Source organism: Antrihabitans auranticaus, from assembly GCF_016481275.1.
In the GTDB taxonomy this organism is placed as follows: Bacteria; Actinomycetota; Actinomycetes; order Mycobacteriales; family Mycobacteriaceae; genus Antrihabitans.
This window is the reverse complement of the sequence record NZ_JAEMNW010000009.1, coordinates 15,511-41,305: the sequence shown is the minus strand read 5'-3', so window position 1 is coordinate 41,305 and position 25,795 is coordinate 15,511. Positions and strand designations below refer to the sequence as shown.

General features: G+C 61.6%; 23 protein-coding genes and 1 tRNA gene. 8 read left to right on the top strand and 16 right to left on the bottom strand.

Annotated elements, in window-relative coordinates:
• Nucleotides 1-26: 26 nt before the first annotated feature.
• Nucleotides 27-653 (bottom strand): 3-hexulose-6-phosphate synthase, encoded by a 627-nt coding sequence (hxlA, locus tag JGU72_RS26585; protein WP_199687241.1) that lies wholly within the window; start codon nucleotides 651-653, stop codon nucleotides 27-29.
• A gap of 31 nt (nucleotides 654-684) precedes the next feature.
• Nucleotides 685-1,266, bottom strand: coding sequence for a 6-phospho-3-hexuloisomerase (hxlB, locus tag JGU72_RS26580; protein WP_199687240.1), 582 nt, complete (start codon nucleotides 1,264-1,266; stop codon nucleotides 685-687).
• A gap of 178 nt (nucleotides 1,267-1,444) precedes the next feature.
• On the opposite strand from hxlB, the gene JGU72_RS26575 reads away from it, so the two are divergent.
• The gene (locus tag JGU72_RS26575; protein ID WP_199687419.1) at nucleotides 1,445-2,662 is read left to right on the top strand and encodes a helix-turn-helix transcriptional regulator; all 1,218 of its coding nucleotides are present in this window, start codon (nucleotides 1,445-1,447) and stop codon (nucleotides 2,660-2,662) included.
• 182 nt (nucleotides 2,663-2,844) lie between these two features.
• On the opposite strand, the gene JGU72_RS26570 is transcribed toward JGU72_RS26575, so the two are convergent.
• A complete protein-coding gene (locus tag JGU72_RS26570; protein ID WP_199687237.1) occupies nucleotides 2,845-4,323 on the bottom strand; it encodes an aldehyde dehydrogenase family protein in 1,479 nt (492 codons plus the stop codon).
• Nucleotides 4,324-4,542: 219 nt separating this feature from the next.
• Between JGU72_RS26570 and JGU72_RS26565 the strand changes: the two genes are divergently transcribed.
• Complete coding sequence (locus JGU72_RS26565) at nucleotides 4,543-6,243, top strand: AMP-binding protein (protein ID WP_199687234.1); 1,701 nt, start codon at nucleotides 4,543-4,545, stop codon at nucleotides 6,241-6,243.
• Nucleotides 6,240-7,772, top strand: coding sequence for an FAD-dependent monooxygenase (locus tag JGU72_RS26560; RefSeq protein ID WP_199687231.1), 1,533 nt, complete (start codon nucleotides 6,240-6,242; stop codon nucleotides 7,770-7,772). The genes JGU72_RS26565 and JGU72_RS26560 overlap by 4 nt, the downstream gene beginning before the upstream one ends.
• A gap of 632 nt (nucleotides 7,773-8,404) precedes the next feature.
• Here JGU72_RS26560 and JGU72_RS26555 read toward each other — a convergent pair.
• The 4 genes from JGU72_RS26555 to JGU72_RS26545 form a co-directional block, all read right to left on the bottom strand.
• Nucleotides 8,405-9,499 carry a lipase family protein gene (locus JGU72_RS26555; protein ID WP_233533078.1) on the bottom strand — a complete coding sequence of 365 codons (1,095 nt, stop codon included), beginning with the start codon at nucleotides 9,497-9,499 and terminating at the stop codon, nucleotides 8,405-8,407.
• A gap of 161 nt (nucleotides 9,500-9,660) precedes the next feature.
• A complete protein-coding gene (locus JGU72_RS31470; RefSeq protein ID WP_233533077.1) occupies nucleotides 9,661-9,906 on the bottom strand; it encodes a hypothetical protein in 246 nt (81 codons plus the stop codon).
• Nucleotides 9,903-10,547, bottom strand: coding sequence for a VOC family protein (locus JGU72_RS26550; RefSeq protein WP_199687226.1), 645 nt, complete (start codon nucleotides 10,545-10,547; stop codon nucleotides 9,903-9,905). The genes JGU72_RS31470 and JGU72_RS26550 overlap by 4 nt, the downstream gene beginning before the upstream one ends.
• A 28-nt stretch (nucleotides 10,548-10,575) precedes the next feature.
• The gene (locus JGU72_RS26545; protein ID WP_199687223.1) at nucleotides 10,576-11,355 is read right to left on the bottom strand and encodes a maleate cis-trans isomerase family protein; all 780 of its coding nucleotides are present in this window, start codon (nucleotides 11,353-11,355) and stop codon (nucleotides 10,576-10,578) included.
• Between the two features lie 254 nt (nucleotides 11,356-11,609).
• Here JGU72_RS26545 and JGU72_RS26540 point away from each other — a divergent pair, with 254 nt between their 5' ends.
• On the top strand, nucleotides 11,610-12,287 hold the full coding sequence (locus tag JGU72_RS26540; protein ID WP_199687221.1) for a TetR/AcrR family transcriptional regulator: 678 nt from the start codon (nucleotides 11,610-11,612) through the stop codon (nucleotides 12,285-12,287).
• Between the two features lie 172 nt (nucleotides 12,288-12,459).
• Here the strand turns inward: JGU72_RS26540 and JGU72_RS26535 are convergent, their stop codons facing one another.
• The gene (locus tag JGU72_RS26535) at nucleotides 12,460-13,212 is read right to left on the bottom strand and encodes an SDR family NAD(P)-dependent oxidoreductase (RefSeq protein ID WP_199687219.1); all 753 of its coding nucleotides are present in this window, start codon (nucleotides 13,210-13,212) and stop codon (nucleotides 12,460-12,462) included.
• Nucleotides 13,213-13,612: 400 nt separating this feature from the next.
• On the opposite strand from JGU72_RS26535, the gene JGU72_RS26530 reads away from it, so the two are divergent.
• Together JGU72_RS26530 and JGU72_RS26525 are read left to right on the top strand one after the other, a co-directional pair.
• Nucleotides 13,613-14,815, top strand: a complete 1,203-nt coding sequence (locus JGU72_RS26530) for a cytochrome P450 (protein WP_199687217.1) — start codon at nucleotides 13,613-13,615, stop codon at nucleotides 14,813-14,815.
• A 323-nt stretch (nucleotides 14,816-15,138) separates the two neighbouring features.
• The gene (locus JGU72_RS26525; protein WP_199687215.1) at nucleotides 15,139-15,774 is read left to right on the top strand and encodes a flavin reductase family protein; all 636 of its coding nucleotides are present in this window, start codon (nucleotides 15,139-15,141) and stop codon (nucleotides 15,772-15,774) included.
• On the opposite strand, the gene JGU72_RS26520 is transcribed toward JGU72_RS26525, so the two are convergent.
• Entirely contained in the window at nucleotides 15,766-16,788 is a 1,023-nt protein-coding gene (locus tag JGU72_RS26520) for a helix-turn-helix domain-containing protein (protein WP_199687213.1), read from the bottom strand. The two genes, JGU72_RS26525 and JGU72_RS26520, sit on opposite strands and share 9 nt — an antisense overlap.
• 255 nt (nucleotides 16,789-17,043) lie before the next feature.
• The gene (locus JGU72_RS26515) at nucleotides 17,044-17,706 is read right to left on the bottom strand and encodes a transposase (protein WP_199687211.1); all 663 of its coding nucleotides are present in this window, start codon (nucleotides 17,704-17,706) and stop codon (nucleotides 17,044-17,046) included.
• 862 nt (nucleotides 17,707-18,568) lie between these two features.
• Here JGU72_RS26515 and JGU72_RS26510 point away from each other — a divergent pair.
• A complete protein-coding gene (locus JGU72_RS26510; protein WP_199687209.1) occupies nucleotides 18,569-20,113 on the top strand; it encodes a serine/threonine-protein kinase in 1,545 nt (514 codons plus the stop codon).
• A 60-nt stretch (nucleotides 20,114-20,173) separates the two neighbouring features.
• Here JGU72_RS26510 and JGU72_RS30855 read toward each other — a convergent pair whose 3' ends face one another.
• A complete protein-coding gene (locus tag JGU72_RS30855) occupies nucleotides 20,174-20,683 on the bottom strand; it encodes a peptidoglycan recognition protein family protein (RefSeq protein ID WP_233533076.1) in 510 nt (169 codons plus the stop codon).
• Nucleotides 20,684-20,967: 284 nt separating this feature from the next.
• Here JGU72_RS30855 and JGU72_RS26500 point away from each other — a divergent pair, with 284 nt between their 5' ends.
• Nucleotides 20,968-21,432: a tyrosine-type recombinase/integrase gene (locus JGU72_RS26500; protein ID WP_199687205.1), complete on the top strand. Its 465-nt coding sequence runs from the start codon at nucleotides 20,968-20,970 to the stop codon at nucleotides 21,430-21,432.
• Nucleotides 21,433-21,453: 21 nt separating this feature from the next.
• On the opposite strand, the gene JGU72_RS26495 is transcribed toward JGU72_RS26500, so the two are convergent.
• The 5 genes from JGU72_RS26495 to JGU72_RS26475 all read right to left on the bottom strand — a co-directional run bounded on the left by JGU72_RS26495 (nucleotide 21,454) and on the right by JGU72_RS26475 (nucleotide 25,795).
• Nucleotides 21,454-21,530, bottom strand: a tRNA-Pro gene (locus tag JGU72_RS26495).
• A 30-nt stretch (nucleotides 21,531-21,560) separates the two neighbouring features.
• On the bottom strand, nucleotides 21,561-22,334 hold the full coding sequence (locus JGU72_RS26490) for an acyl-[acyl-carrier-protein] thioesterase (protein ID WP_199687203.1): 774 nt from the start codon (nucleotides 22,332-22,334) through the stop codon (nucleotides 21,561-21,563).
• A gap of 25 nt (nucleotides 22,335-22,359) precedes the next feature.
• On the bottom strand, nucleotides 22,360-23,790 hold the full coding sequence (der, locus tag JGU72_RS26485; RefSeq protein WP_199687202.1) for a ribosome biogenesis GTPase Der: 1,431 nt from the start codon (nucleotides 23,788-23,790) through the stop codon (nucleotides 22,360-22,362).
• On the bottom strand, nucleotides 23,787-24,476 hold the full coding sequence (cmk, locus tag JGU72_RS26480) for a (d)CMP kinase (protein ID WP_199687418.1): 690 nt from the start codon (nucleotides 24,474-24,476) through the stop codon (nucleotides 23,787-23,789). Before cmk ends, der begins: the two co-directional genes overlap by 4 nt.
• Before the next feature lie 44 nt (nucleotides 24,477-24,520).
• Nucleotides 24,521-25,795 (bottom strand): pseudouridine synthase, encoded by a 1,275-nt coding sequence (locus JGU72_RS26475; protein ID WP_199687201.1) that lies wholly within the window; start codon nucleotides 25,793-25,795, stop codon nucleotides 24,521-24,523.

Here is a 25,795-nt window from a genome sequence, read left to right as displayed (position 1 = left end):
GGGTTTCCGTGAGTACGGGGTTGGCGTCAGCCCAGGGCGTCCCTGAGCGCCTTCGCTGCTGCGGCCGGATCGTCCGCTCCGTAGATCGCACCTCCGGCGACAGCGACCTCCGCGCCCGCATCGCGGACGGCCGCAATCGTGTCGATCTTGACCCCACCGGCGACCGAGAACGACACGCCGCCGATCTTGCCGTCGTCGAGGAGGGTCTGGATCGAGTAGCCGGGCTGTGCCTGCTCGTCGAGGCCGGCATGAATTTCGACGAATGCGACACCGAGCTTGGAAACCTCACGAGCACGCTCGACCCGGTTCGCAACGCCGATCAAGTCCGCGACAACTTTCTTGCCATGCTTCTGTCCCGCCTCGACCGCGCCCTTGATGGTCGCGTCGCCAGCGGATCCGAGCACGGTGACGAGGTCTGCACCCGCAGCGAAGGCGATGTCTGCTTCGAGGAATCCGGCATCGGCCGTCTTCAGGTCGGCGAAAACCTGCTTATCGGGGTGTGCGGCCTTGACGGCACTGATCACACTGAGGCCGGCGCTCTTGATGAGCGGTGTTCCGAGTTCGATGATGTCGACGTACGGGGCAACCTTATTCGTCAACGCGAGCGCGTCGGCGGTGGTGAGCAGATCGACGGCAACTTGCAACTTGGTCATGGATTCTCCTGAATTGTGTTGTGATGGTTGATCAACCGATATTGGCGTGGCGTTGCCAGAGCAGCTCTGCCGTTTGATCGGCACTGCTCCACAGCGACTGGAACAACGCGTCGAACGAGAGCAGCACCGACTGCTCGAACAGGCTTCCCGAGTATTGAAGGGTGACCGATGCACTGTGGTCCTGCTTGTCGGCGGCCGGCAAAACCAGAACCTCTTCGGCGCTCTGTGCCAGAGCAGAATTCGGCGCCGCAGTCACTGCGAGAACTGACGCGCCGACCTTCTTGGCCGTATCGGCCGCGGCAACGACGGATCCGGTCGTCCCCGAACCTGACACCGCAATCAACACGTCCCCGCTGTTGATCGCCGGTGCGGTGACTTCTCCGGCAACGTGCACGCGGAGTCCAAGATGCATCAGCCGCATCGCGGCCATCTGGACCGCCAGACCACTTCGTCCGTTGCCGATTACGAATACTGCCCGTGCGGACGTGATGAGAGATCCGGCGCGGTCCCATGCTTCGGTGGGCACGGAATCGAGTAGACGCTGATTCTCCCTGAGCACGATTTGCCGGGCGTCGCTGAACCGTATCGGGGTGTGTTCGACGGTGACGGTCATGGCCCTCCTTTGAAGTTGGTGGTCTGGTCTGCGATAAGCGTGCCCAACCGGTCCGGTCGTGACACCCGCCCGATCGAATAGTCGTTGCTATCTGTTCGGATAGTTCTCATCCGTCTATTGCAGGCCCTACCGTGGAATGGTGGTCACCGTCGGAGAACCCTCGTGCGCGTGGGAGAGCATGCGAGCGGTGATCGCTGGACCATTGCCAGACATCGCCGCACGCTTCTCGAGGCTGCTTGCCGAACGATGGCCGCACGAAGCTCTAGTGATCTTTACCAAGGAATGCACCGGTCGCCCACGTAAAGTGGCCGGAAGCGACGACATCGTCAGCCGGGTGACTATCGACGAGCTCGCAGCGCTCAAACAGTCCCTGGCACTGGGTGGCATCGCGGATGAGGTTCGTGCGTTCGGCAACGGACCACGGCGCCTGTGGGCTATACGCGACAGCAGCGACACGCTTCTCGTCGTGGTACCCAGCCGTGCCGGTCTCGGGAATGTCGAACTCGACGAGGTCGCAGCTCTGTTCGGGATCGTGGCAACGTCGATTCAACAACAAGTTGCCCAAGCCAGTCCCGATTACCTTGCAGAGTCACGGGCCGCATCATCTGAACGCGCCCGCACTATCACTGAACTGACCGAAGTTCACGAAGCGACGCTGTCGGCGATACTCGGGACGCTGCGCTCACACGACCTCGACGACCGACGAGCGCGCATCACGGCCAGTGAGACGGCATCGGCTGCCCTGATCGCGCTACGAACCGCCGGAGCGACCGAGCGCGCCCTGTCCGAAGAAGCCGTCACCACGGCCTTTGCCCGCCTGCAAGGCGAATTGCGACCGATATTGCGCCACAGTGACGTCGAAGTCGACTACGTCGAGCCGCCAGCGGACGGACGACCCCTGCCGGGCGAAATCGCACACGCGGCACGGGCCATGGTTCGCGCCATCGTTCTCACCTTCGGTGGACAACCAGTCCTGACCCGTCTTCGGATTGCCTGGGACTGCGACGGCTCCAACGTGCTGATCGAGGTCCGCGACCAAGGGCCTGGCTCGGTGGACCGAAATGCGTTGACCCGACAACTTTCTGGTCGCCTGCAAACTCTAAACGGACGGCTCGAGATCGAATCGATCCCGTCGTGGGGCAGTCGCGTCACGCTGGCGATCCCCCTCGATCCACCGATATCACGGCCCGCCGATCACCTGCTCTCAGCACTCAATCCCCGTGAGCTGGAGGTACTTCGCCACCTTGCGGCCGGAATGCGGAACAAAGTCATCGCTACCGAACTCGGTGTCGCAGAAAGTACCGTAAAGTTTCACGTCGCGAGTGTGTTGCGCAAGCTGGACGTCAAGAGTCGTGGGGAAGCGGGCGCGCTCGCTGCACGAGCCGGAGTCGTGTAGTCGCGGACTCGTCCGGGTTTCAGCGTCTAGCTTGCGCCGGTGATCGGAATCGGGTGCGGGGGTGCCCCTGAAGTGCGGTTCCAGATCGACTTGTTCGGTGTACCGGCATACTTCTTGGTGACACCCCACGCGGAGCGCTCCATTCGGAATACGCTCCGCGCGTGCAGGGTTGGTGAGTGAGATCAGGCCGCTGGCGGTGCCACCTGGGCATAGAGCTTCGTATCCTGGAACTCGCTGATTGCACTGGGACCGCAGAGCAGTCCGTAGCCGCTCTGTTTCAGGCCGCCCTCTTCGAACGCTTCGTGGATAACGCCCCAGCAGTTGGTCCACACGAACCCGGCGCGTATGTTGCGCGTGACTCGACGTGCCTTCCACTCGTCGGAGGTGAATACCGCGGCGCCCAGCCCGAAGGAGGTGCCGTTCGCAAGACGGACAGCATCGGCCTCGTCTTCGAAAATTTCGAAGGTCTGAACCGGCCCGAACAGCTCCTCCTGGACAATAGGAACATCTAGGCGGTCGACTTCGAGCAGCGAGGGCTGATAGTAGGCGCCACCTGGACGTTCGTTGTCGATAATGGCGCCGCCGCGGACAAGAATCTTCGCGTATTCCTCGGCTTGGGCGACAATCTTGTCGACCCGCGCTGCGCTCGACGCGTCGATAAGCGGACCCAGGTCGCTGGTGGGGTCCTCGCTCGGGCCGGCTCTCAAGTTGGAAATAGCTTCGACGAGCAATGGCCGGAGTTTGTCAGCGATACCACGCTGAACTAGTAGTCGTGATCCAGTGAGACAGAACTGTCCGTTCATCAGACAGGTGGCTGCCAGAACATTCTGAACGACGACGTTCAGATCGGCGTCATCGAAGATCACGAGAGGCGTCTTGCCGCCGAGTTCCAGGCTCAGCCGTTTGAGTGTGGATGCACCGGCAGTAGCGATCGCGCGGCCGACGTGTGTGCTGCCGGTGTAGCTGATCATGTCGACGTCAGGTGAGGACACCAGCGCCGGTGCGACCGCGTTGCCACCCTCGGTCAGGATGTTGACGACACCGGGTGGAATGGACTCGGTCGATGCGACGATCTCCGCAACGAGAGTGTTCGTCAAAGCTGTTTGACCCGGCATCTTCACCACCATGGTGCAGCCGGCCGCGAGGGCCGGGCCGATGGAGCGCATCGAAAGAATGACCGGCGAGTTCCACGGCGTGATGATTCCGATTACGCCCATGGCCTCGCGTCCCGTCTGGAAATAGACCCCGGGGCTGACTTCCGAACTCCGCCCACCATCGAGAATGAGCGCGGATGCGGCGGCATAGCGAAGCCAGTCGACGGTCGTGGAGACCTCCCAGGTTGTCTCGGAGAGACGCTTACCGTTCTCGCGCGAGAGCATCAGCGCTACTTCGTCGACTCGATCTGCCAGCCGATCGGCAAGGTCGTTGATGGCGCGCGAACGAACTCTTGGATCCCGCGACCAATCGGTGGTGTCGAACGCTTTTCTTGCAGCCTCGATGGCCACCAGCGCCTCGCGCTCGCCAGCGTTCGCGTAGGTCCCGAGAACCAATCCTGTGGAAGGGCTGATCGTCTCGAGCTGCTCGCCCGAGTCGTTCCACTCACCTGAAATGTAGTTGCGGCCGACCGAGCGATCGGTGGCTGCGAGGGAATCTGTGGTCATGAAGGAATTCCTTTCAAAGGCATTGGCGCCCAGGGCATTCGGTCGTGCACTCCCCGCTCCAGGCGAGTGGCGCACGAGGTGCAAAAGGTCTTGCCCGACGGCAAATCGGTTGTGACATGGAACACGCCGACCATTGAACTGTCGCTGAATTTGACTCTGATGTCAATACTTTCACGACCATGTTGACATTTCGATGAAGGCGACCGTACGTTGATAATCATGTCGACCACGTTTGTGAGCCACCTCACCGACAAACCCGAAGATGGGCTTGTGCTCTACGACCCGAACACCGTCGAGACATACCGGGGGAACGGCCTTTGGAATGGCCGGGCTCTCGCCGCCGAGCTTCTCGACGCCGCCGAGAAGGCCGCCGCAAATCCAGCCATTACGACTGCCGACGAATCCCTGACCTATCGCGACCTCGTAGATCGTGCGAAAGACTTCGCCCGCGGCACAATCGCAACCACTGATCTGCGATCGGGTGACGTCGTCATGTTTCAGATGGGGAACGTGATCGAGACTGTCGTCTCCTACCTCGGATTCCTCTTCGCCGGCGTCAAGCCGGTGTGCACCCTTCCGCAACACGGAACTCGGGAGATCCGAGTCCTTGCCGAGCACACTGGATCCCGCACGCTGATCGTCCAGTGCGATTTTGCTGGTGGGCGACTCCGCGAACAGGCCCGGTCATTGAGTGCCGACGGCCCCATCGACACAGTGATCGCCGTCCGCGGCTCTATCGAGGGAGCCGTCGACTACGCGGACGTTCTCGCTGCTGGCCGGGCCGCGAACGATCTCGACCTGCCGGGACTCTCCGTCAACCCTCTAGGTATCGCGGTATTCCAATTATCAGGCGGCACAACTGGACTCCCCAAAGTCGCGCCGCGACTACACGAGGAATACGCGTACAACGCACGCATATGGGCCGATGCCATGGCTTATCGCCAGTCGAATACCGTCGTGTACGCGCTTCCGCTCATGCACAACGCGGGCATCTCACTAGCCGTCCAGCCGGCAATCCTTGCAGGCGCACACCTTGTTCTATTGCCTGACGCCGGCATCGATGGGCTCCTCGACGCCATCGAGACGTACCCCTTGATCACCATTCCGCTCGTCCCTCCCGCGCTCGCCGTCCGCCTCTTAGAGACTCCCCGCGCCACAGAGACTGACTTCGGCTCGGTTGCAAACTTCGTCGTTGGGGGGCAACGATTGCCCGTCGAGGTCGCGGAGCAACTGCGCGACAAACTTGGCATCAACGTCCGGCAGATGTTCGGGATGGCTGAAGGTTTGTTCACTCTCACCCCGGCAGACGCAGACGAATATGTCCGATACCAAACCGTAGGATCCCCGATCTCGCCACACGACGACGTACGGATCTTGATGCCTGGCTCGGAAGACGAGGTCGTCGACGGTGAAGTCGGCGAGTTCTGCGCGCGGGGGCCGTACACCATCCGGGGGTACTACCGCGCCGACGCGCACAATGCCGCAGCCTTTACCTCCGACGGCTTCTACCGCACGGGTGACTTGTCCAGGCGGCATGTCCGAGACGGCCGCATCTTCTATTCCATCGAGGGACGCATCAAGGACGTCATCAACAGAGGCGTCGAGAAAATTCACGCAGAGGAGGTAGAGGAAGTAATCGTTCGCCACCCCGACATCGTCAACGTTGCCGTCGTCGCCATGTCCGACCGCGTGCTCGGAGAGAAGGCGTGCGCCTACCTCGTCCTGGAGCCCGGCGCTGCCGACATGACGGTTGAAGTCCTCGCCCAATACCTTCTCGACCACGGACTCGCTAAGTACAAGTTCCCCGAACGCGTCGAGGTTGTCGCCGAGTTTCCCCTGACCAACGTGGGGAAGGTATCGAAAAAGTTGCTCCGAGAAGACGTCGAACGTCGACTCCACGATGAGGAGGCAGACCGATGAGCCGCCAGGTCGAAGTCGTTGGAGGCGGCCCAGCAGGGTTGTACGTCGCACGCCTCCTCAAACTCGCCGAGCCCGAACTCCGCGTCGTCGTGCACGAACGTCTCGGCAGCGACGCTGAGACATTCGGATTTGGGGTTGGTCTCACCGAGGCGACCATGAGGAACCTCGCGAACGCCGACCCCGAGACGGCGGACCAAATCCGCCATGCCAGCTTTGCCGGCCACACCCTCGACTTTCGCCGGGCCCATGACAACATCACTCTGCACGGAGCACGCAACCTGGCCATCGGACGGGCGACACTTCTACGAATCCTCGAAGATGCGGCCACCCGTGTCGGCGTCGAAATCAGGACCGGAGCGAAGGCCGACGTCACAACCACCGCCGGGGCTGACGTGATCATCGCCGCTGATGGCGTTCGCAGCAGCACCCGCAGAAAGCTGAGCGCGGACCTGGGTGTCGGCGAGATTCTCGGGCGCTCGAGGTTCGTGTGGTGTGGCGCGGACTTCGCAGTGGATTCTGCATTCTTCGCCGCCGCCGAAGCGCCTCAGGGATTGTTCGTCGCGCACGCCTACCCGTATGCCGACGACCGCAGCACCTTCCTGATCGAGGTCGACGAAGACACCTGGGTGTCCGCCAATCTCGGCGGCCTCGACGCGGTAGTTCCTGCCGGAGAGACCGACCACGCCAGTGTCGAAATCCTAAACCGAGTATTCGAAGATGCGCTGCATGGTCGCCCGTTGCTGACCAACCGCACCCGGTGGGGCCGTTTCACCACCCTTACCCTGGATCGCTGGTCAGTTGGTAACACCGTCCTCATCGGAGACGCCGCCCACACCGCGCATTACACGCTCGGTTCGGGGACGAAGCTTGCGCTCGAAGACTCGATCGCCCTCGCCGAGGCGCTGCGAGGGGAGTCCTCCGTCGCTGCCGCGTTCGCAGCCTACGAGCAGGCCAGGAGAGAGCCTGTAGAACGATTCAAACGGTTGGCCAGTAGAAGCCAAGCGTGGTGGGACTCCTACCGGGTCCGCGCAGACCGGCCCATCGGTGAGCTCGCGCTGTCCTACATGACACGCGCGGGAAACCTAGGCATCGCAGACTACGCGCGAGACCAGCTCGAGCACGTACGTACCGCGCTGTCTTGGCTCGGGGACAATGTGCCAATCGATCCGAGCATGCTCGACGACTGGGTGTTGAGTCGACCGCTGACGTCGTTAAACCTGCCCGCCCGAGAGGTCGACAGCCACACACTCGATCGCACGTGCGCTCATGAATCGATCGAGTGGAATTCCTCGCGGGTCTGGGATGAACTTGCTGATGCCGCGCTTCACGCGGCCCGACAGAACCTGTCCATTCCGCTTCTCGTCACGGGAGACAACGACCTGGAGTCGATCGGTGCGCGCATTGATCTCGCGGAACGTATCCGCCTCCAGACAGGCCGCGTCGTCGGAGTGCTACTACCCGCTGCGGCCCGAGCACAAGCAGCCGCTGCCGTAGGCGCTGGTCGCGCTGACTTCATTGTCCGTGGCTGATGTCGTCGAGGCGAGCCAACGACATGCCGGAACCCATTGTCACCTCCGGGCTTCTCGACCGCGCGACCACTATTGGCGCCGCTAACAAGGTCCCGCCACAATCCTCGCCAAGCTATTAGTCACGACGAACTCTCCGACATTGCCGAGCCGCTTCCCTCAACGAGCAGCAGACCCCAGCGCAGCTTCGTGTTTTGGACCAGCCGAAAACGGTTCTACGCGAACGTGTTGTCTGCGCCTTGCACCAGGAAGCACAGAGTCGTGTCTCCGCGACAATTATCGCGTTCGTCGAGGACGGGACCGAGGTAGACGAGGCCGACATGTTGACGCCCCGCACAGGCGGCTCTCTCCGTAACGATGCGCCATCTTTGTTTGCATGGCGGTCCGGGAAGGAGCGGAAGTGTTGCCGTCCTGGCCGACCTCGCTGAATTTGCCGCGCTGATGTCGATTTCACCCGTGTCGCGACGCACTACCTCGATCAGAGGAAGCAACCCCGCCTGGAGCTGCTGAAACGCCTGAAGTGCATCCGCGCGAGTCGTCGGATCTTTGACGGCCGCGCTCGTAAGCGCTGCTGGCGACCCTGCGGTCAATGCCACACACCAACCCGCTGTATGGAGTCGCCGACATACGTGCACTTACACCGAGGCGAGTGCGGCGGTCGGAAACCTCTCCCCCAGCCAGCCGGCCATGGCATGTCCCGCCAATGTCGCACCTGCGGTGGTGCCGGCCTCTAGTGCGGCCCCAAAATGCATGCCCGGAACACGAATGAGAGAAACGTCGTCGCTGGCAATCGCTTCGACGGTGGCTAGTGAATCGCTTGGGAAGCTGGCCTGATCACCGGTCAACTCGATTAGTAACGTCGGAATGTGCACGCCACGTGCGCAGCGCAGCAGGCTGGCTCGGCTGGAGATACCGGACCATGTCGACAGCCATGCCTCAGGAGTAGTCATCCGACCGAATCCGACTACGCCGTAGTTCGTCAGGTCAGGGCGTCTGCCGAATAGCGAACCATACGGACGGTGATTTGGATCGAGGGACAGATCGACTCCGCGAAGGTCGGCATCCGTTCGATGCACGACGATGACGCCTGCCCCGAGAGCGATACGCCTTTGACTCGGGTCTCCGTCCTCGGCGAATCTTTTGCTTGCCTCGTTCGAACGCTCGACACGCTGTCGAGCGATGGCATCGATTCGCTCTATGCGGCGATGCTGCGCCGCGCGATAGTCTTCGATGAATTCGGCGGTGTATGTCGCTGACTTCGGCGGTGTCCGAAACCCGTTGCGCGGACTGTAGGGATCGAGAGCACCGACGATCGAGAGCGGGTCTGTCTCGTCCGCGACCGACGGATCGATCATGTTCAACAACAGCTGACCTTGGCCGGGATGAGGTGCCATCATCATCAGACCGTCCGGCACAGGCATCTGAGCTGAAGCCAGAGGGACGGCCTTGCCACCCGGCGTATCCGTCACTCTGTCGACAGCCTCGAGGCTCGCCTGCTCGATGTAATATGCAGCCAGAGCGCCACCCCCGGAATGCCCGACCGAGACGACTCTTTCGAAACCCCGATCGCGCAAGAACACGTGGCCCACAGCCATGTCAAGCAACGCCTGTTCATGCAGCAGCGCAACATCATTGGTTCCTGCACGGCCACTCTGCGTCCACACCGCGTAGCCACGTGCCAGGAGTTCGGGCACCAGCACGTGATGGGTGAAGTCTTGACGAGGATGCATGAGAAAGGCCACCGTCGTGGCTCCCGGCACAGTCCTCAGTACGCCGTTTACCCTGGCGTGATCAACGGTCTTCAACTCGTGCGCGGTCGTGACCGTTGAGGACGGGATCGGGGCAGGGTCGATGTAGCGCCCTGATCCAACATGGTGTGCGCCGTTCGATGTCACCTCGCGGTCACCCTCAACGCATCCTTATCCTGCTGAACGACGCGTGAGTCCTCGAGTCCAGCAAGAGCGCTGTACCACACGGCATGTCGAGATCCGGTCGCCCTGCGGTCTATCACGATGTCCGCAGCCGCAGACAGTCGGAAATATGGGCCTACCTTGTCAACTGTGATCGAAGGATCCTCGACGGCCACTTTGACGAATCCGTCATTCTCCGGCACCTCGAGAACATAAATGCGAGTCATCCCTGGACCAGCTCTCGTTCGGATTCTTCCCAGGCCGCCGCGCGCTGGACGATAAGTTCTGCCTTACGAGTCAGCAATTTGTCCATCGTCGGCTCACCGCTGGTTGCAACATCGCACAGGGCTTCGATCGTGAGGGCCGCGTCTAGGTCCTCCTGCGCCGTCACCGGGCGCAATGCGCGTGTGAACTCGACCATGTATCCGTTCGGGTCGTGAGTGTAGATCGACTCGATCGTTTCGTGCATTACCTGCATCTCCACCGGCCATGCCGAATCATCGAGTCGGCGACGGTACTCGAGGAGATCTTCTTCATCCTCCACATGGATTGCGAGGTGCCGCGAGTTCACAAAGAATCCCGGTGTATCGCTTGGTAACCGAGCCCATGCATCTCCTGGCAGCCCGGGGTCTCCCACAGGATCCAGCCCGAAGTAGTAGAAGAACGCAATGCGGTCGGCGTTGCCGATGTCGAAGAAGAAGTGAATGAAGTCGGGATGTTTTTCGGGTCCCCAACCGGCAGCGCATATCGAGTGCACGACAGGAAATTTGAGAACGTCGCGGTAAAATCTCACCGTTCCGGCGGGGTCGAAAGTCGGGAACGCAGTGTGATCGACGCCCTTGACGCGGTGTTCGGCTTTTTCGGACATTGGTCTCCAATCCTGTTGCAGCAAGTGTTTATACGGCTCTTAGAACTGCGTCTGCACGCAGCAGAGAGCCCGCGCCCGTAATGTTCACCGGTACGTCGAGGCTGCGCAGGATGCAGTACGCGCCTGCTGTTGCTGCCGAGAGAACCGGTACACCCAGCTCTCGCTCGGCCGCCTCGACGATGCTCAGCGACGGCATCTGCACGCAGGCCGAAAGCACGAGCGCGTCGACTTGTCGCAAATCGAGGCTTCGCGCCGCCTGCAGGATGCGCTCTGGGGCTATGCACCCCACCTCGGCGTTGTCGGCAACTTCGAGTGCTCGCCAACCGGCGACTTCGAAACCCTCGTTCTCGATGTAGGCGACTACCTGTTGAGCAAGGGGCTTCATGTACGGCATTACCAGTCCGACGCGCTTGGCGCCGATGTCTCGCAGCGCCTTGACAAGGGCTCCGGCGCTCGACAGAACCTTCGTCGTGGACCCGCCCGTGGCAAGCTGCTCGGCGATTGCCATCTCGACGTTACGGTGCTCGCTCAGGCCGGTTGCCATGATGGCGACCAGGCATGCATAGAGGATCGTGTCGACGCCGGCATCTCCGACCTCGAGCACGCATCGCTCACGTTGTGCATTCATCGCGCGCAATTGCTCGGGGGTGACTGCGTGCATTCGCATCCGACTGGCGTGGAATGTGAACTCGACGCCGTCGACACCAGACAATATGCGCGGCAACTCCGTTTCAACTGTCACGTTCGAACTGGGGACGATCAGTCCCACACGCTTGGGCGCCGAGTCGGTCACCAATGTTTGACGCATACGACAATTCTGTGACGTAAGCGTGAGAATGTCAACCGAGCTCTGGCAGCGCGGCGGCTTGAACTGGGGAAACCCGAGCGCTTGTGTGGAGCGGCAAGTCGACGAACATGACGTGCTGTCGACGATCGTGTCAAAAAATCAGCGCGTCCACTGGCGCGCAGAGCTTGAATTCCATCAGTGCCGTGCATAATCGGACGATGGCGAAGCCGACCACGAGAAGCGCTGCACGACACGACTTGGTCCTCGAGCAGCTGATGATTGCCGCCGAAACGTTGTTCGCCCGCCAAGGAGTTGCAGGTACGTCGCTACAAGAACTGGCGGACGCAGTCGGCCTGACCCGGACCGGCATTTATCACTACGTCAGCGGTAAGGACGAGTTGCTGGGCCACCTCGTCCGTGGCTTCACTCTGGAATCTGCGAGCGAGTTACAAAAGCTTGCCGAGGACGTCACTCGAGACCCAACCACCAGGTTGAAAGAAGGGGTCGCTGCCATGGCAGCGCGGGTCGCCGAGCATCCGCAGCGTTTCCGCTTGTTGCTCACGAGCGAAGATTCATTTCCAGATGCTTTGGCGAAGCAGCACCGACGTGCACGCCGAGCGACGCTGGCAGCCTTAATGTCCTTGGTTTCCCAGGGGATCAACGACGGGTCCTTCAACCCGGTCGATCCGGAACTGACGGCGTTCGCCTTGGCAGGCGTAGCGAATTGGGTCGCGTTCTGGTTCCCGCGGCAGACCTCCGGTCCTCAGAAGTCGCCGCGCGAAATCGGTGATGCGTTAGCGGCAATTGCTTTGGGCGGGGTCATCAGCGCGCGGGCAAGCACAGACGATCCAGATCATGGTGTCCCGCACGCCCTCGCCCTGTTACGGACAGACGTGCAGCGCCTCGAACATCTTTGGGCATCTGCAAATCCTGTGATTGCGCAGGCGGATTAACACGAGGCGGTGCGTCACCGCAGGGGTAACGAAATGCGTTGTGCGGCAACGTTACGTGACGCGGCGGGCTCTGGATACCCACAGCCAACGGTGCTCTACGTGGGGCCGCAGATCGCTGAAATCGAGAAAGCGGTGAGCGAATCAGGTTCACCCACCGCGATCGCCGCGAAATTTACAGCCGTACCAATCCGCCGTCAGCCATGATTGTCTGGCCTGTCACAAATGCCGAATCGTCGCTGGTGAGAAAGCACACCGTGCCGACGATGTCCTCAGCTACACCGCTGCGTTTGATTGCTTGCATGTTTGCCACACCTTGAAGAACCTCTTCGGCAATGTTGGCTTCGCCGCCGGGAGTTCGTGATGCCGTCGGTGCAACCGCGTTGACGGTGATCCCGTAGGGAGCAAGGTCGGTTGCCAAACCTCGGGTGAACCCGATGACACCGCCCTTACTCGCCATGTAGTGCGAGAGCGCGGGTACAGCCAGGCCCAAGGAGTTCGACGCAAGATTGACGATGCGCCCCCAGTTTCGATCGCGCATGGAACCAGCAACAACCTTGGCCAACAGAAATTGCGAATCAAGATTGATTGCCTGGATCTTCTTCCAGTAGGTGTAGTCCACATCGAAGAAGTCCTTGAATGGATATACACCGGCGTTGTTCACGAGAATGTCGGTCTGGCCGAACGTCTCGAGAATTTGAGCACCTGCCGCCGTCACTTCTTCTGGACTGGACACGTCGGCCTTCACGGCCAAAGCTTTGCGACCCAACGATTCGATCTCTGCGACAGCATCGGATGCGTCTCCCAAGTCGACGATGGCGATATCGGCACCCCGTCGAGCGAGCTCAGTCGCGATTGCACGTCCGAAACCCTGTGCGGCGCCGGTAACCACAGCAACACGGTCGGTATGCGTAGTGGGTGAAGTCATGATCTAACTCCTAGCTTTGGTGGAGGAACAGTCGAGCGAAAGACGGGTCGGTAACCCGGCCGAGATTGTCGGATTTCGAGACGAGCCGTCAGCAGACACCCGGGTGGCGAACTCCTAGTGCGCCGGCCCGGCACTTCGGCGCTGCCTATGGCTGCTTATGACGCATACGTCAAACTAATGACGCTCATGCCGCGTGTCAATAGTTTGACGATGAAGTTCAGATTCGTCCGAAAGGCACTGAGATGGAACAGTTTTTGCAATCCCCGGAATGCGAAAGAGAGCAACACCGGCGCGCTGCGCAGTTTTCGCTTTCTGAACGACGTGCGCGAATCGGCTTGTCAAGCGCACCCGGTACCGCAACCATCGGCTCGGTGATCCACGACACAGCTGGAGGACGAAAATGACTGCACCCGCCACCGACGCGACAGCGAAACTTGCTGCGCAGTTCGACCACAATGACGTCTCGAAGTCGTCGAACACCCTTCGTGCCGAGTATGCCCAGATGGCATCGCAGTGCCCGGTCGCCCATATCGACAAGCACGGCGGCTACACCGTGATAAGCAGCTACGAAGCGGTACGAACGGTGGCTACCGCCGCAACAGAGTTCGTTTCCCGCGACGGTGTCTTCATCCCCGCGAGCGGACTCCCCCGCATTCCAGCACTCGAGTACGACGGGGACGAGCACACCACTTGGCGGTCCCTGATGACAGATCTGTTGAGTCCCAGTGCTGTTCGAGATCTCGAAGAGATGGTCACCGAGGTCGTGGACCGCCAGATCGACTCATTTGCGAAGAACGGTACGGCCGACTTGGCCGGAGAGTTTGCCGAACCGATTCCAGCCATCGTGATTGGCAGGTTCGTGGGGCTCAACCATGAAGAGAGCCTTGTCAATCGGGAACTGGCAAGTGCCGCGTTTGCAGCGATTGGAACCGAAGATTTCGACGCTGCCATGGGCGCGTTCGCCGATTACACACTGGCGCGACTGCATGAGCGCAAACAGTCCCCGACGGGAGACTTCCTTTCAGAGCTTGCGTCGGGCAGCTACAAGGGCATCGATATCGATGACGAAACTGCAGTGCAGCTCTTCGTTGCGTTGCTCCTCGGTGGGCATCATTCGACGGCATCCGGAATCTCCGGACTCGTAAGGCACATCCTGCAAAACCCCTCGGCGAAAGCGGCTGTTGCGCAGGACAAAAGATCCCTGCTGCGTGCGATCGACGAGAGCCTTCGCCTGACAACGCCACTACAGCTGTTCGCGCGCACCGCAACAACGTCTTGTCCCGTTGGTGGCCAAGATATCGATGCGGGCCGACGCGTAATGCTCAACTATGCTGCCGCAAACCGAGACCCTGCACAGTTTGCGAATCCCGACGATCTCGATCTCGGCCGACGTCGAAACCCGCACCTGGCGTTCGGAGCGGGGCCACATCAGTGCGTCGGCCAACATCTGGCCCGCCTCGAAATGCGCGTCGCGCTCACTCGTTTGCTACATCGACTGCCAGACATAGGCCTTGCGGGTGACGTGGAGACCAGTGGTCTTGTCGCGGGAAACCTGATGGTGATCACCTCGCTCCCGGTCTCCTTCAGTCCCGAAGCGCAGTGATGGCCGAAGACACGTTGCTCCTCAACGTTACGAAGCGCTGGTACGCGGCGCCGGATGTGATTGTTCTAGTGCTTGCACATGACACTGGGCCGTTGCCGTCATGGTCACCCGGGGCACATATCGCGGTACACATCAGCGACCACGTGAGCCGGGAGTACTCGTTGTGCGGCGAAGTCGATACTTCGAACGAGACGTGGACGATCGCAGTAAAGCTGGACAAGGCGGGGAGAGGGGGCTCCCGATTCCTGCACGACCAAGTAGTTGTCGGTAGTCAACTTCGGGTAGCCAACCCTCGCAATAACTTTCGTCTGTTGCCTGACACAGTGCCGGTACTGTTTGTCGCCGGCGGAATTGGCATTACGCCACTCATGCCCATGATGGCGCAAGTCCAAAAGACTGGGACGAAGTACTCGTGCCTATATCTCGGCGGCGATCGCGAGAGCATGCCGTTCGTCGGCCAACTCGAAGCAACTCATGGCGACAAGATCACGATCTTCGCGTCGAAACAGCAAGGACAGCGCTACGACCTGCGAGAATTGTTTGCGGGGGCCGACCAGTTACACATATATGCCTGCGGACCGAACGAGTTAATCGATGCACTCGCAACCGAGTCGGACAACCACCAACACGTCGATCTGCACGTCGAGTACTTCTCACCCAAGGTCGTCGCGGCGCACAGCCAAGCGATGACCGATTTCGAGGTCGAACTCGCCGAAAGCGGTGAGGTAATCAATGTTTCTGCCCACCAAAGCATCCTCGATGCACTACTCGATGCCGACGTCGACATAGTCAGTTCGTGCGAGGAAGGAACCTGCGGAACGTGTGAGGTCAAGGTCATCTCAGGAATCCCCGATCACAGAGACAGTGTTCTTAGTAGGGCGGAGCAATCCCTGAACACCCGCATGCTGCCCTGCGTGTCCGGCTCGCGGTCGCGCCGGTTGGTTATTGATCTACTTTGAGGCTCCAGTGCGGAGGCCCATCGCCTGAGAGGGCCACATTCCGTAACGGCGACGGTAACTTGCGGCGAACCTACCCGGGTGTGAGATCCCGACCGCGTATGCAACGTCGGTGATCGAAAGCGGTGTTTCGCCAGTGCAGATCAAATTGCGCGCTGCAACAAGTCGAATCTCCTGAAGTGCGGCTGACGGCGTCTTACCAGCTTGCTGACGGAAGGAGTACTGGAGCTTGCGTAGGCTCACGGAAACACTGCGAGCGACGTACTCCATGGTGAGCGGATCGGAATACTCGGCACGCATCAGTTCTAGTGCTTGCCGCACCACGGTCGAACTCGTCGGGGAGAGGGCCGGCGTCGCCAGCATTCCATCCAACCCAGAATTCGGCTGACTTAGTAGTAGTGATGCGACAACAACGCGCTGGAGCTCGTCATGAAGAGATCGGGGCGACGACTCCTGGCTGGCAGTCAGGTTGACAGCAATCCGCAAGTTCCCGATCGCAGAATCTCCCGAATACCCTTGGCGCAGAACGGAAGAAAACACGATTCGCTTCTCAGGCGGTCGCCCAGCGAGGCGAAGATACGATTCGAGCAGGATGTGTTCGGGAATCTTGAACATGAGGTGTTGCGCGCCCGCCCCATGGACCATTTCTAGGTCTTCGCCTGTTGGCGAAACAAGCAACGCTGTCCCTGAATGGAACGCTGCGGAGCCTATTCCGATCGCCGATACCGAACCCTCGATCGGAATGCACAGCAGGTAGTAATCGATACCGCCTCGTACTTTCACGCGAAACCCGTCACCGTAGTCGAGATAGAGAAGCGTGCAATCACTGACTGGCGCTACGGCAAGCTGGGCACGAAATCGATGCTCGCCGAGAGTGGTGAGCCGGTGTGGTGAGAGCAGCGGAGTCGCCAGTTGGCGAGCGTCATCGACGTCGGTTGTATCCATGACGAGCCGTTTCGGCAGCTGAAAGCCATGGCTCAGGCCGCGGCCATATGCGGCAATCCCAGATGTGGACACTCGAGTCCTGCCCCCTTCCGTGACCATCCAGGCGTCTCGTACTTAAGTTCGCCACTCTCCACGATTAAGTCATATATTTCACGTATACGTCAGGATACCTACCCTGTCCAGCCTGTGTCGCTTCAGAATGATCGGGCCTGGTAGGTGGGAGGCGTGGGGCCGCCGGCCATTCCTTCGCCGCGCGGTGGGCGGCATGAAGCGTTGCGCAGGGACGGTCGGTCGGGATCAGAAGGGCGACCTCGCTGGCGTCGGGGGTCATGACCTGCACGATCCGCGACCGACCGAGTTTGGGTGCTCATGCCGCACGGGGCGCCCGGTGCAGCGCACGGATGTGGTGATCGCGCGCCCTAGAAGACGAGCTCCGGCGAGCTGTTTGCGGGCCGCGGCCACCGCACCGATGTTGCGGTGGCCGCGGCGCTGGACGGCTTTGTCGCGAATGCCACCGATGTAGGTTGTGGCCGGAAGCATCTTCACCGATTCAATGGCCGCCCACCGCACCAGACGCGAACCTTGTTTGGTGATCCGGCCGCGCTGCACCTTGGTGTCGGATTCGTGGTGCGAAGGCGTGAGCCCGGCCCAGCAGGTCAGCTGGGTCGGTCCCGCGAAGCGGTGCACATCCCCGATCTCGGCGACGAAACACTGCTCCCGCACCGGCCCGATACCGGGGATCTGTTCTATCGCGGTGTAGCCGCGTTCGCGCGCGAGTCGATATTGGGCGAGCCGGGTGAACAAGTCGATCTCGGCGTCGAAGGCTTCGACGAATCGGCGTAGCGACCCGATTCGCTCCTTGCACGGGGCAGCCAGGTTGACACGGTCCGGCAGCAGAGGGCCTTCCACACCGTACGGGTCGGTAATCGGCACCCAGATCCCGCCCTTGGCCACCACAGCGTGTGCGTGCGCTTTGCATTGGGTCCACATCTCGGCCAGTTTGACTCTGTGCCGCAACGACTCTCGCAGCTCCCGCGATTCGGGTGGTGCGGTCCAGGCGTGCGGCAAAGGACGGAGCCCCCCTCCTTCATCACATCAGAAAGGAGATTGTGGGGCGGGCGCGGCTCGAACCCGCGACCAATGGATTATGAGTTCAAAAGCTCCGAACGGTGTGCTGAGCTGCGACGATAATACTGCTCACACCGGAGCAAAATCGAATAAAACATTGGTGTCGAAACAAATCTTCGAACGCGCTCCACGGCTCAACTTTAGTCGACCCACTATAGACCTTCAATCGAGTGCTTAAATCCCTCAGCGGCACGCTCAGGTTGGCAAACCCCGCAATTCGGCACGCTAACAGACGATCTCAGGCGAGACCGCGAACAAGTTGTCCCGAGCCGGGTTGCCGAAGCGCGTAGCACAGTCGGGCGGTCACGGGCCCGGCGTTCGCAGTCGAGATAGATGCCTTTCGACGATCGACTTGCTGGGATCGAACTTCCGGAAGGACACGACCGCAGATGAACCCAGCGATGTGAAGCCCGACTGATCGGTGGCGACGACGGGCACAGTGACTGCGCCAACCGAAAGCATGCCATGGGATCTCGACATTGAGCCGACGTTCGTCAATCTGCTTGCCTTCCAAGGGTTCTCCAGCCGTGGTTCGTACTGGGCAGAGAATGCGTCCACAGCGAGTATTTCTAACAACATCGTGGTCCGCCTTTTCCCACGGAACAGATGTTCTGTCGCCACACAGATGATGGGCCACCTCGCACGCTTCGTTCGCGCTCAAGTTGCGCTCCCGCCATCCGCCGCGAGCACTGGAGATGAACTTCACCTACCTCGCCCCGGTCGCGTGAAATCATTCAGCCATGAGCGCACCGCTATCGGCCGGCGACAGCTTCGCGACCTACCGCATTTCCGGCTGATCGGAGCCGGTGGGATGGGCACGATGTACCTCGCCCACGACGACGACCTCGATCGACCCGTTGCATTGAAACTACTGAGCCGGACACTCGCAGACGACGCAGATCTGAAAGCCCGATTCCTGCAAGAAGCCAAGACCGCCGCACGGCTGAGTCATCCCAACATCGTCAGCATTTACGCGCGCGGTGTCCACGAGGGACAGCTCTACATCGCCATGCAATACGTCGACGGCAGTGATGCGGCCTGGCCCATCCGAGCCGGACAGGCGATGTCGGTCGAGCGTGCTGTGCGCATCATCGGCGAAACCGCAGCCGCGTTGGACTACGCGCACGCACGCGGAATCTTGCACAGAGACGTCAAACCCGCCAACATCCTTCTCGCACAATCGGAGTCAGGACAGTCAGAACGAGTCGTGCTCGCCGACTTCGGCATCGCCAAAGCGCTCGAGGACACCGCAAAACATACTCATACCGGGCTCGTCCTCGCCAGTTTCCAATACGCTGCACCCGAACAATTCGACCCGAACATCACACTCGACCATCGCGTCGACGTCTACGCGCTCGGAGCGACATTCCATCACCTGTTGACCGGCCAACAACCATTTCCCGGAACAGGAATCGCCCAGCTGATCAGCGGCCACCTCAACCAGACACCGCCGCGCCCGAGCACCCACGGTGTTCCGATCGAGGTCGACCACATCGTCGCGACCGCCCTCGCCAAGGACCGCGAGCAGCGATATCCAACGTGCGGCCAACTCGCCGCCGACGCGCGAACCGCAGCCGCGGAACTGTCGCGACGAGACCTTCCGCTATCCCCGCCGCCGACGACCGCATCGCCGTCCGCCCATGCAGGTCCGAGGTCGTACGTCACCCCTCCTCCAACATTGTTCGCGGAATCCGCACAGACGATGATGCGATCTCACTACCTGGCAGGCACAGAACAGCCACCGCCCCGCAAAGATCACACCCTCGCGCTGGCCGCGCTCGCCGGCGTTGTCGTGCTGGCCGTCACTGCAATTCTCGTAGCGGTGGTGCTGTCGGGCCGGGGAACCGACACGCCCGGCGCTGCCGAATCGACCTTGCCGCCGGCAGGCACTGACGGCGCGATCACCGTTTCGACGGGCGCGCGACCGCCGGACCGAGATTTCGCGCTCAACGTGAGTGCACCGATCACCCAGCCATTGTGTGACGGCACCGGAATAGTCGTGCTCGGATCAGCGGTTACGCCGGGGCGCTACGAGACCGAGATCCAGCAGTTCCTCGATGAATTCCCTGGCGCCGATTATCTGCGGACCGACCACGCCTGCCCGTCGCTTCGGCAGGAAACCGAAGAAGGCAACCCGATCTACGCCGTGTACCGCCCCGCGGGCCGTACGCAAACGGCGATCTGCGCAGCGGTCCGCGCCGCCGGGGGAAGCGCATACGGAAAGTGGCTCGATAACACGACCGATCCGAGCTACATCATTCCGTGCTGAGCTGAATAGCATTGCTGGACAACCAGATTGCGACACTCGCCGAAAGACGACGTCCGCCGCTCAGTGGCCTGCCTCGATATCCGCAACCAGTGCGGTCGCCTCTGCGCCACAAACGGTCCGGAGATCGATAGTTCCCCCGGCCAACAGGTCGTCGACGCGGCGCTTCAGATCTCCTGAGCTGACGTGGCGATACAGGCTGGCACCTGGGCATGCGGTGTCCCCGCTGGCATCGCGGTGGCCCGCGAGTGTCTCCGTCGCGATGCCGAATTGTTGTGCGGCCCAGGCGAACGCAAACGCGGCTCCGTTAAGCTGCGCCTCCGACAGCTCTTCCTCGTCGAAGTTGCCTTCGCACACCACAAGGAAGTGGCCGGTCGGGTCGTAGCTTGTCGCAGTGTCCCCCACGAGGTCCGGCCTTCGCAGTTCGTAAATGTTCCCGTTGCGGTCCACGCTGACGTGATAGGCGATATCTATCCAGCCCTGCGAGTCTTGGTGATAAAGCTGGTGCTGACGTAGTCGCGCCGGTGCGTTGCTGTTCTCGCCCAGGACCGCCGCCGTGTGGTGGATCGTCATACGGGAGAGAGTGTGAGACTCACCGCCAGGACGGGCTGCGCGTGCACCCCATGCCTCACGGCACATCATCACACCAGAAACGGTTGCCGCCGTGGTTAAGGCCGAACTGGTGGTCTCGGATGGGCGGGCCGTTGTCGATCCGGTATTTGCATCGGATGTCTGTGCCGAGGTCGAGTCCTGACTCGGGCTGCTCGAGCACGCACCGATCGCCGCAGCCGCCAAGCCCGCGTAGCCGACCAGCGAAAGCGCCGTGCGCCGGTTAACCAGCCTCGAGGGCTCGCCGAGTGGGACTCCGTCCATCATTCACACGATACGGATCAAATCGCGAGAAACGGGGTCCGAGAACCAAGGGCAAGCGCGCTCGGAACGTTCCGCTCATCGAGGACATCCGCGATCTGGTGGTCGAACGAATTCATGCCGTGAACAACGAACCCGACGCTCGATTGTTCTCGGGTCCGAAGGGAGGACGAATCCAAACCGGCGTCCTTCGCGACGCAACACACTGGGATCAGGTCGTCGTGGCACTCGGCCTCGAACAACTGCGACGACACGACCTGCGCCATACCGGACTCACGTGGATTGCCGATGCCGGCGTTCCGGTGCACCACTTGAAAGACATCGCCGGACACGCCGATCTCAGTACCACACAGCGCTACTTACATCCGAGCGGACAATCGATCGCCGATGCCGGCCAACTGCTCTCAAACAACCTGCGGTCCCGTCGTGGTCCCGTGCTGAAGGTGGTCTAACGATGAAAACTACCTCTGACCTGGTCGGGCTGACAGGATTTGAACCTGCGACCACTTGACCCCCAGTCAAGTGCGCTACCAAACTGCGCCACAGCCCGTTTGCGTTGCCGAAGCAACGCTCGATGAGATTACCCTAGCGACCCGTTCAATTCCGAATCGGGCCCGATGATGCGGGCGACGGCGCGGGTGTCGCCTTCTACGTCGAACCAGATGTCGAGTCCGGCGTCGGATCGGTGGGCGAACAACGTCAACTTCTCGCCTGCAACCAGGGGTTTTGCGTACTCGATGATGCACCGGTAGGGCATCGTCGGCACACCGCCGTGCGCACCCAGCACCTCTTCGACGGCCTGCAGGTACACGGCGTTGTTGACGTGCGCGAGCCAGTCGACGTCGGCCACGCGCAGCGGAAATTCGATCGCGGCGACCTCGCCTGGAACTTCCATCGACAACGCTGCTTTCCACCGCAGCCGATGCTCGGTGGTCATCTCGAGCATCGGCGCCATGAAGGCGTCGCTCATCCGCTTCGGCAGTCCTGATTCTTCGCCGAAATGGATCAGAAATGCTTCGGTCTCAACGCGTCCGCCGTGTGCACCTTCGATCTGAACCCGCATATTGCACCAGCGGTTCGACAGCGCTGAACACCACCGCCGGACCTCGACCAAGTCGTCGAACAAGATCGGTTCGACCACGTCTATGACCGTCCTACGCACGACCCAACCACGATGCTGCTCGTAGTCGGGCGCGACCTTGAGGTGGTCGTACGCGATGTCCTGCAGGTACCTCGCGATGGCGTCGAGACGCAGCCGCTGGTCGTGATCGGTATCGCCGAGCCGGACCGGCCAGCCCACCGTGAACGGCTTCACGCCGTCGGGGAGAGCAGGCAGCGGCTTGGCGATCGTCATCCGGCGAGTATGCCACGCGGCATACTCAGCGGCGGTTCCCACGATCGCGCTTTTCCCGCACCCGAACAGAGATCCGGACCGGTGAACCGTCGAAATTGAACTCCTCACGCAGCCTGCGCTCGAGGAAGCGGCGGTAGCCGGCCTCGAGGAAGCCCGTCGTGAAAAGCACGAACGTCGGCGGACGCGTTGTTGCCTGTGTTGCGAACATGATTCGCGGCAAACGGCCACCACGCATCGGCGGCGGAGTTGCTGCGACGACTTCTTTCAGCCAGGTGTTCAGACGGCCGGTCGGGATTCGCTTGTCCCACGAAGCCAACGCCGTTTCCAGCGCTGGAACCAGCTTCTGCACGGCACGACCGGTCTTGGCGGAGATGTTCACCCGCTGCGCCCACGGCACACGGCCGAGCTCGCGCTCGACCTCCTTGTCCAGCTGCAGGCGCCGATCCTCGTCGACGAGGTCCCACTTGTTGAACGCGATGACCAGCGCCCGACCAGCGTCGGCGATCATGCTGAGCACGCGGAGATCCTGTTCGGTCAGAACCTCGGCCGCGTCGATCAGCAAAATGACGACCTCTGCCGCATCGATCGTCGACTTGGTCCGCAGTGATGCGTAGAACTCCGCGCCGCTGGCGTGGCTGACGCGCTTGCGCAGACCCGCCGTATCGACGAATCGCCATACCTTGCCGCCGAGTTCGACGAGCGAGTCGACCGGGTCAACCGTCGTGCCGGCAACGTCGTGGACGACGGACCGCTCATCACCGGTCAACTTGTTGATCAGGCTCGACTTACCGACGTTCGGCTTGCCGACCAGCGCAACTCGCCGTGGACCCGCCAGCCCGCTACCCTCACGCGGCGTCTCCGGGAGGATCGCGAGCACGTCGTCGAGCAGGTCACCGGTACCGCGACCGTGTGTCGCGCTCACGGGCCGCGGTTCACCGAGTCCGAGCGACCATAGCGCTGCAGCTTCTGCTTCGCCACGCTCGTCATCTACCTTGTTCGCGACCAGGATCACGGGCGTCTTCGACTTGCGCAGGACCCGGGCAACGGCCTCGTCGGTCGCAGTCGCACCGACGACGGCGTCGACCACGAGCAGGATCGCGTCGGCCGTGTTCATCGCAAGCTCAGCCTGCCGCGCGACCGACTGCTGCAGGCCCTTCGCGTCGGGCTCCCAACCACCGGTGTCCTGGACCATGAACTTGCGACCGGCCCAGTTCGCCTCGTACGACACACGGTCACGAGTCACGCCCGGAACGTCTTCGACGACAGCCTCACGACGACCGATGATGCGGTTCACCAACGTCGATTTGCCCACGTTCGGTCGGCCGACAACCGCGAGAACAGGAACCGGAATATGCGCCTGATCGTCGGCATCCTCGGCGAAATCGACTGCTTCCCAGTCTGATTCCGCGCTCCACACGCCGTCACCGGCGTAGACGGTCGTGAAATCTTCTGTCATCGGCGTACTCCAGTTCGTTCACACACAACCTCGTACAACCGATCGATGACGCCCTCTATGCCGAGGTCGCTGGTGTCGACGATCACGGAGTCCGACGCCGCGAGCAGCGGCGATACCTTGCGAGTCGAGTCGAGGTTGTCTCGCCGCTCGATGTCGGCAAGCACTGCGTCATAGTCGTCGCCGCGACCTTCGGCAATATTCTGGTCGTTGCGTCGTAAGGCCCGTGCTTCCGCGGAAGCGGTCAGGAAAATCTTCACGTCCGCGTTCGGCAGTACAACCGTGCCGATGTCTCGGCCTTCGACGACGATCCGGCCGGACTCCGCCGTCAGCCGGCGCTGCAGCTCGACCAGCTGTGCACGAACCTCCGGCACGGCCGATACCGCGGACACGGCTTTGGTGACAGCACTCCCCCGGATCTCGGACGACACGTCCTCGTCGCCGAGCCTGACGACCTCACCACTCGGGTCGGTGCCGATCGTCAGCGGCAGGTTCGCCACGGCGGCAATGATGCCATCGGAGTCGGCGAGGTCGACGCCGCTACGCAGCACTGCGAGCGTTGCGACGCGGTACATCGCACCGGTGTCGAGGTAGCGCGCGCCCAATCGAGTGGCCAACATGCGCGACACACTTGACTTGCCGGTACCAGAAGGCCCATCCATCGCGACAGTCAACACATCGATACCCATCGCTTCGCTCTCCCTGCCGATCCCCGTCGCTTCGCTCTCCCGGCTCACAGCCCCACCCCTTCATACAACTTGCCGACCTCATCGCGCCCGAGCACTCGCAAAGTTCCCGGTCGCTGATCACCGAGCGCGACCGGCCCGATGTCGGTGCGCACGAGCCGCACGACCGGATGTTCGACGGCTTCGAGCAATCTGCGCACGATGTGCTTGCGGCCCTCGTGCAAGACAATCTTGACCAGCGACTTGCCTTCGCCGATGTCGACGACGTTGAACGAATCGACCTTCGCCGGTCCGTCTTCGAGCGTGACACCTTCCTTGAGCTGTCGTCCGACCTCTCGAGTGACCATGCCCTGCACGGTCGCCATGTAGGTCTTCGACACCAGGTACGACGGGTGCATCAAGCGATGCGCGAGGTCGCCGTCGTTGGTCAGAAGCAGCAGACCCTCGGTGTCGGCGTCGAGCCTGCCGACATGGAAGAGCCTTTGACCGGCGGCGATACGCTCAGCGACGATGTCGCCGACGCAGGGGCGACCGAGGTCGTCCGACATCGTCGAATGCCATCCACGCGGCTTGTTGAGCGCAAGATGAACTAGTTCTTCCTGAACGACGACGCGAGTTCCGTCGACGCGGACGATCGCCGTGTTCGGGTCGATTCGCATGCCCTGCTCGGTGACGATCCTGCCGTCGACCTCGACGCGGCCCGCAGCGATCATCTCCTCCGCTGCCCGTCGCGACGCGACACCGGCCTGCGCAAGCACCTTCTGCAAGCGCACACCCTCGCCCCACGGCAGCCGCTTCTGCGGACCGGATTCGACGCTCTGGTGACGCGCCGGCTTTGCATTGCTCAGCTTCGGGCCGGCGACGACAGGCTTACGTTCGGGCTTTGCGGACTTCGGCTTTGCCGTGGGTTGCGGTCGGCCACCGGGCCGTTGCGCGCTCGGCGACTTCGGGTAGCCCTGGGACTTCGGCGCACTCTCGGATCGCGGCGCGCCATGCGACTTGCCAGCGCTCTCGGAGCGCGAACCGTAAGACTTGCCCGCACTCTCGGATCGCGACCCGCCGTAGGACTTACCTTCGGATTTCGGTGCTCCGTACGACTTCCCGGAACCTTCGGATCTGCCGGAGCCGTATGGCTTTTCGGTGCGATCGGATCGGGACGCGCCCTTCGGTGCGCCGTAGGGCTTCGAAGTGCTCGAGCGGTTCGAACTGCTCGAGCCCTGAGGCTTTCCTGCCTTCGGCGCGCCCTGCGATCGTGCGGGCTTCGCCGTCGTGCGTTTGCTACTTCGGTCCGGTGTGCCATCTCGGCGAGCGGGTTGCTTCAC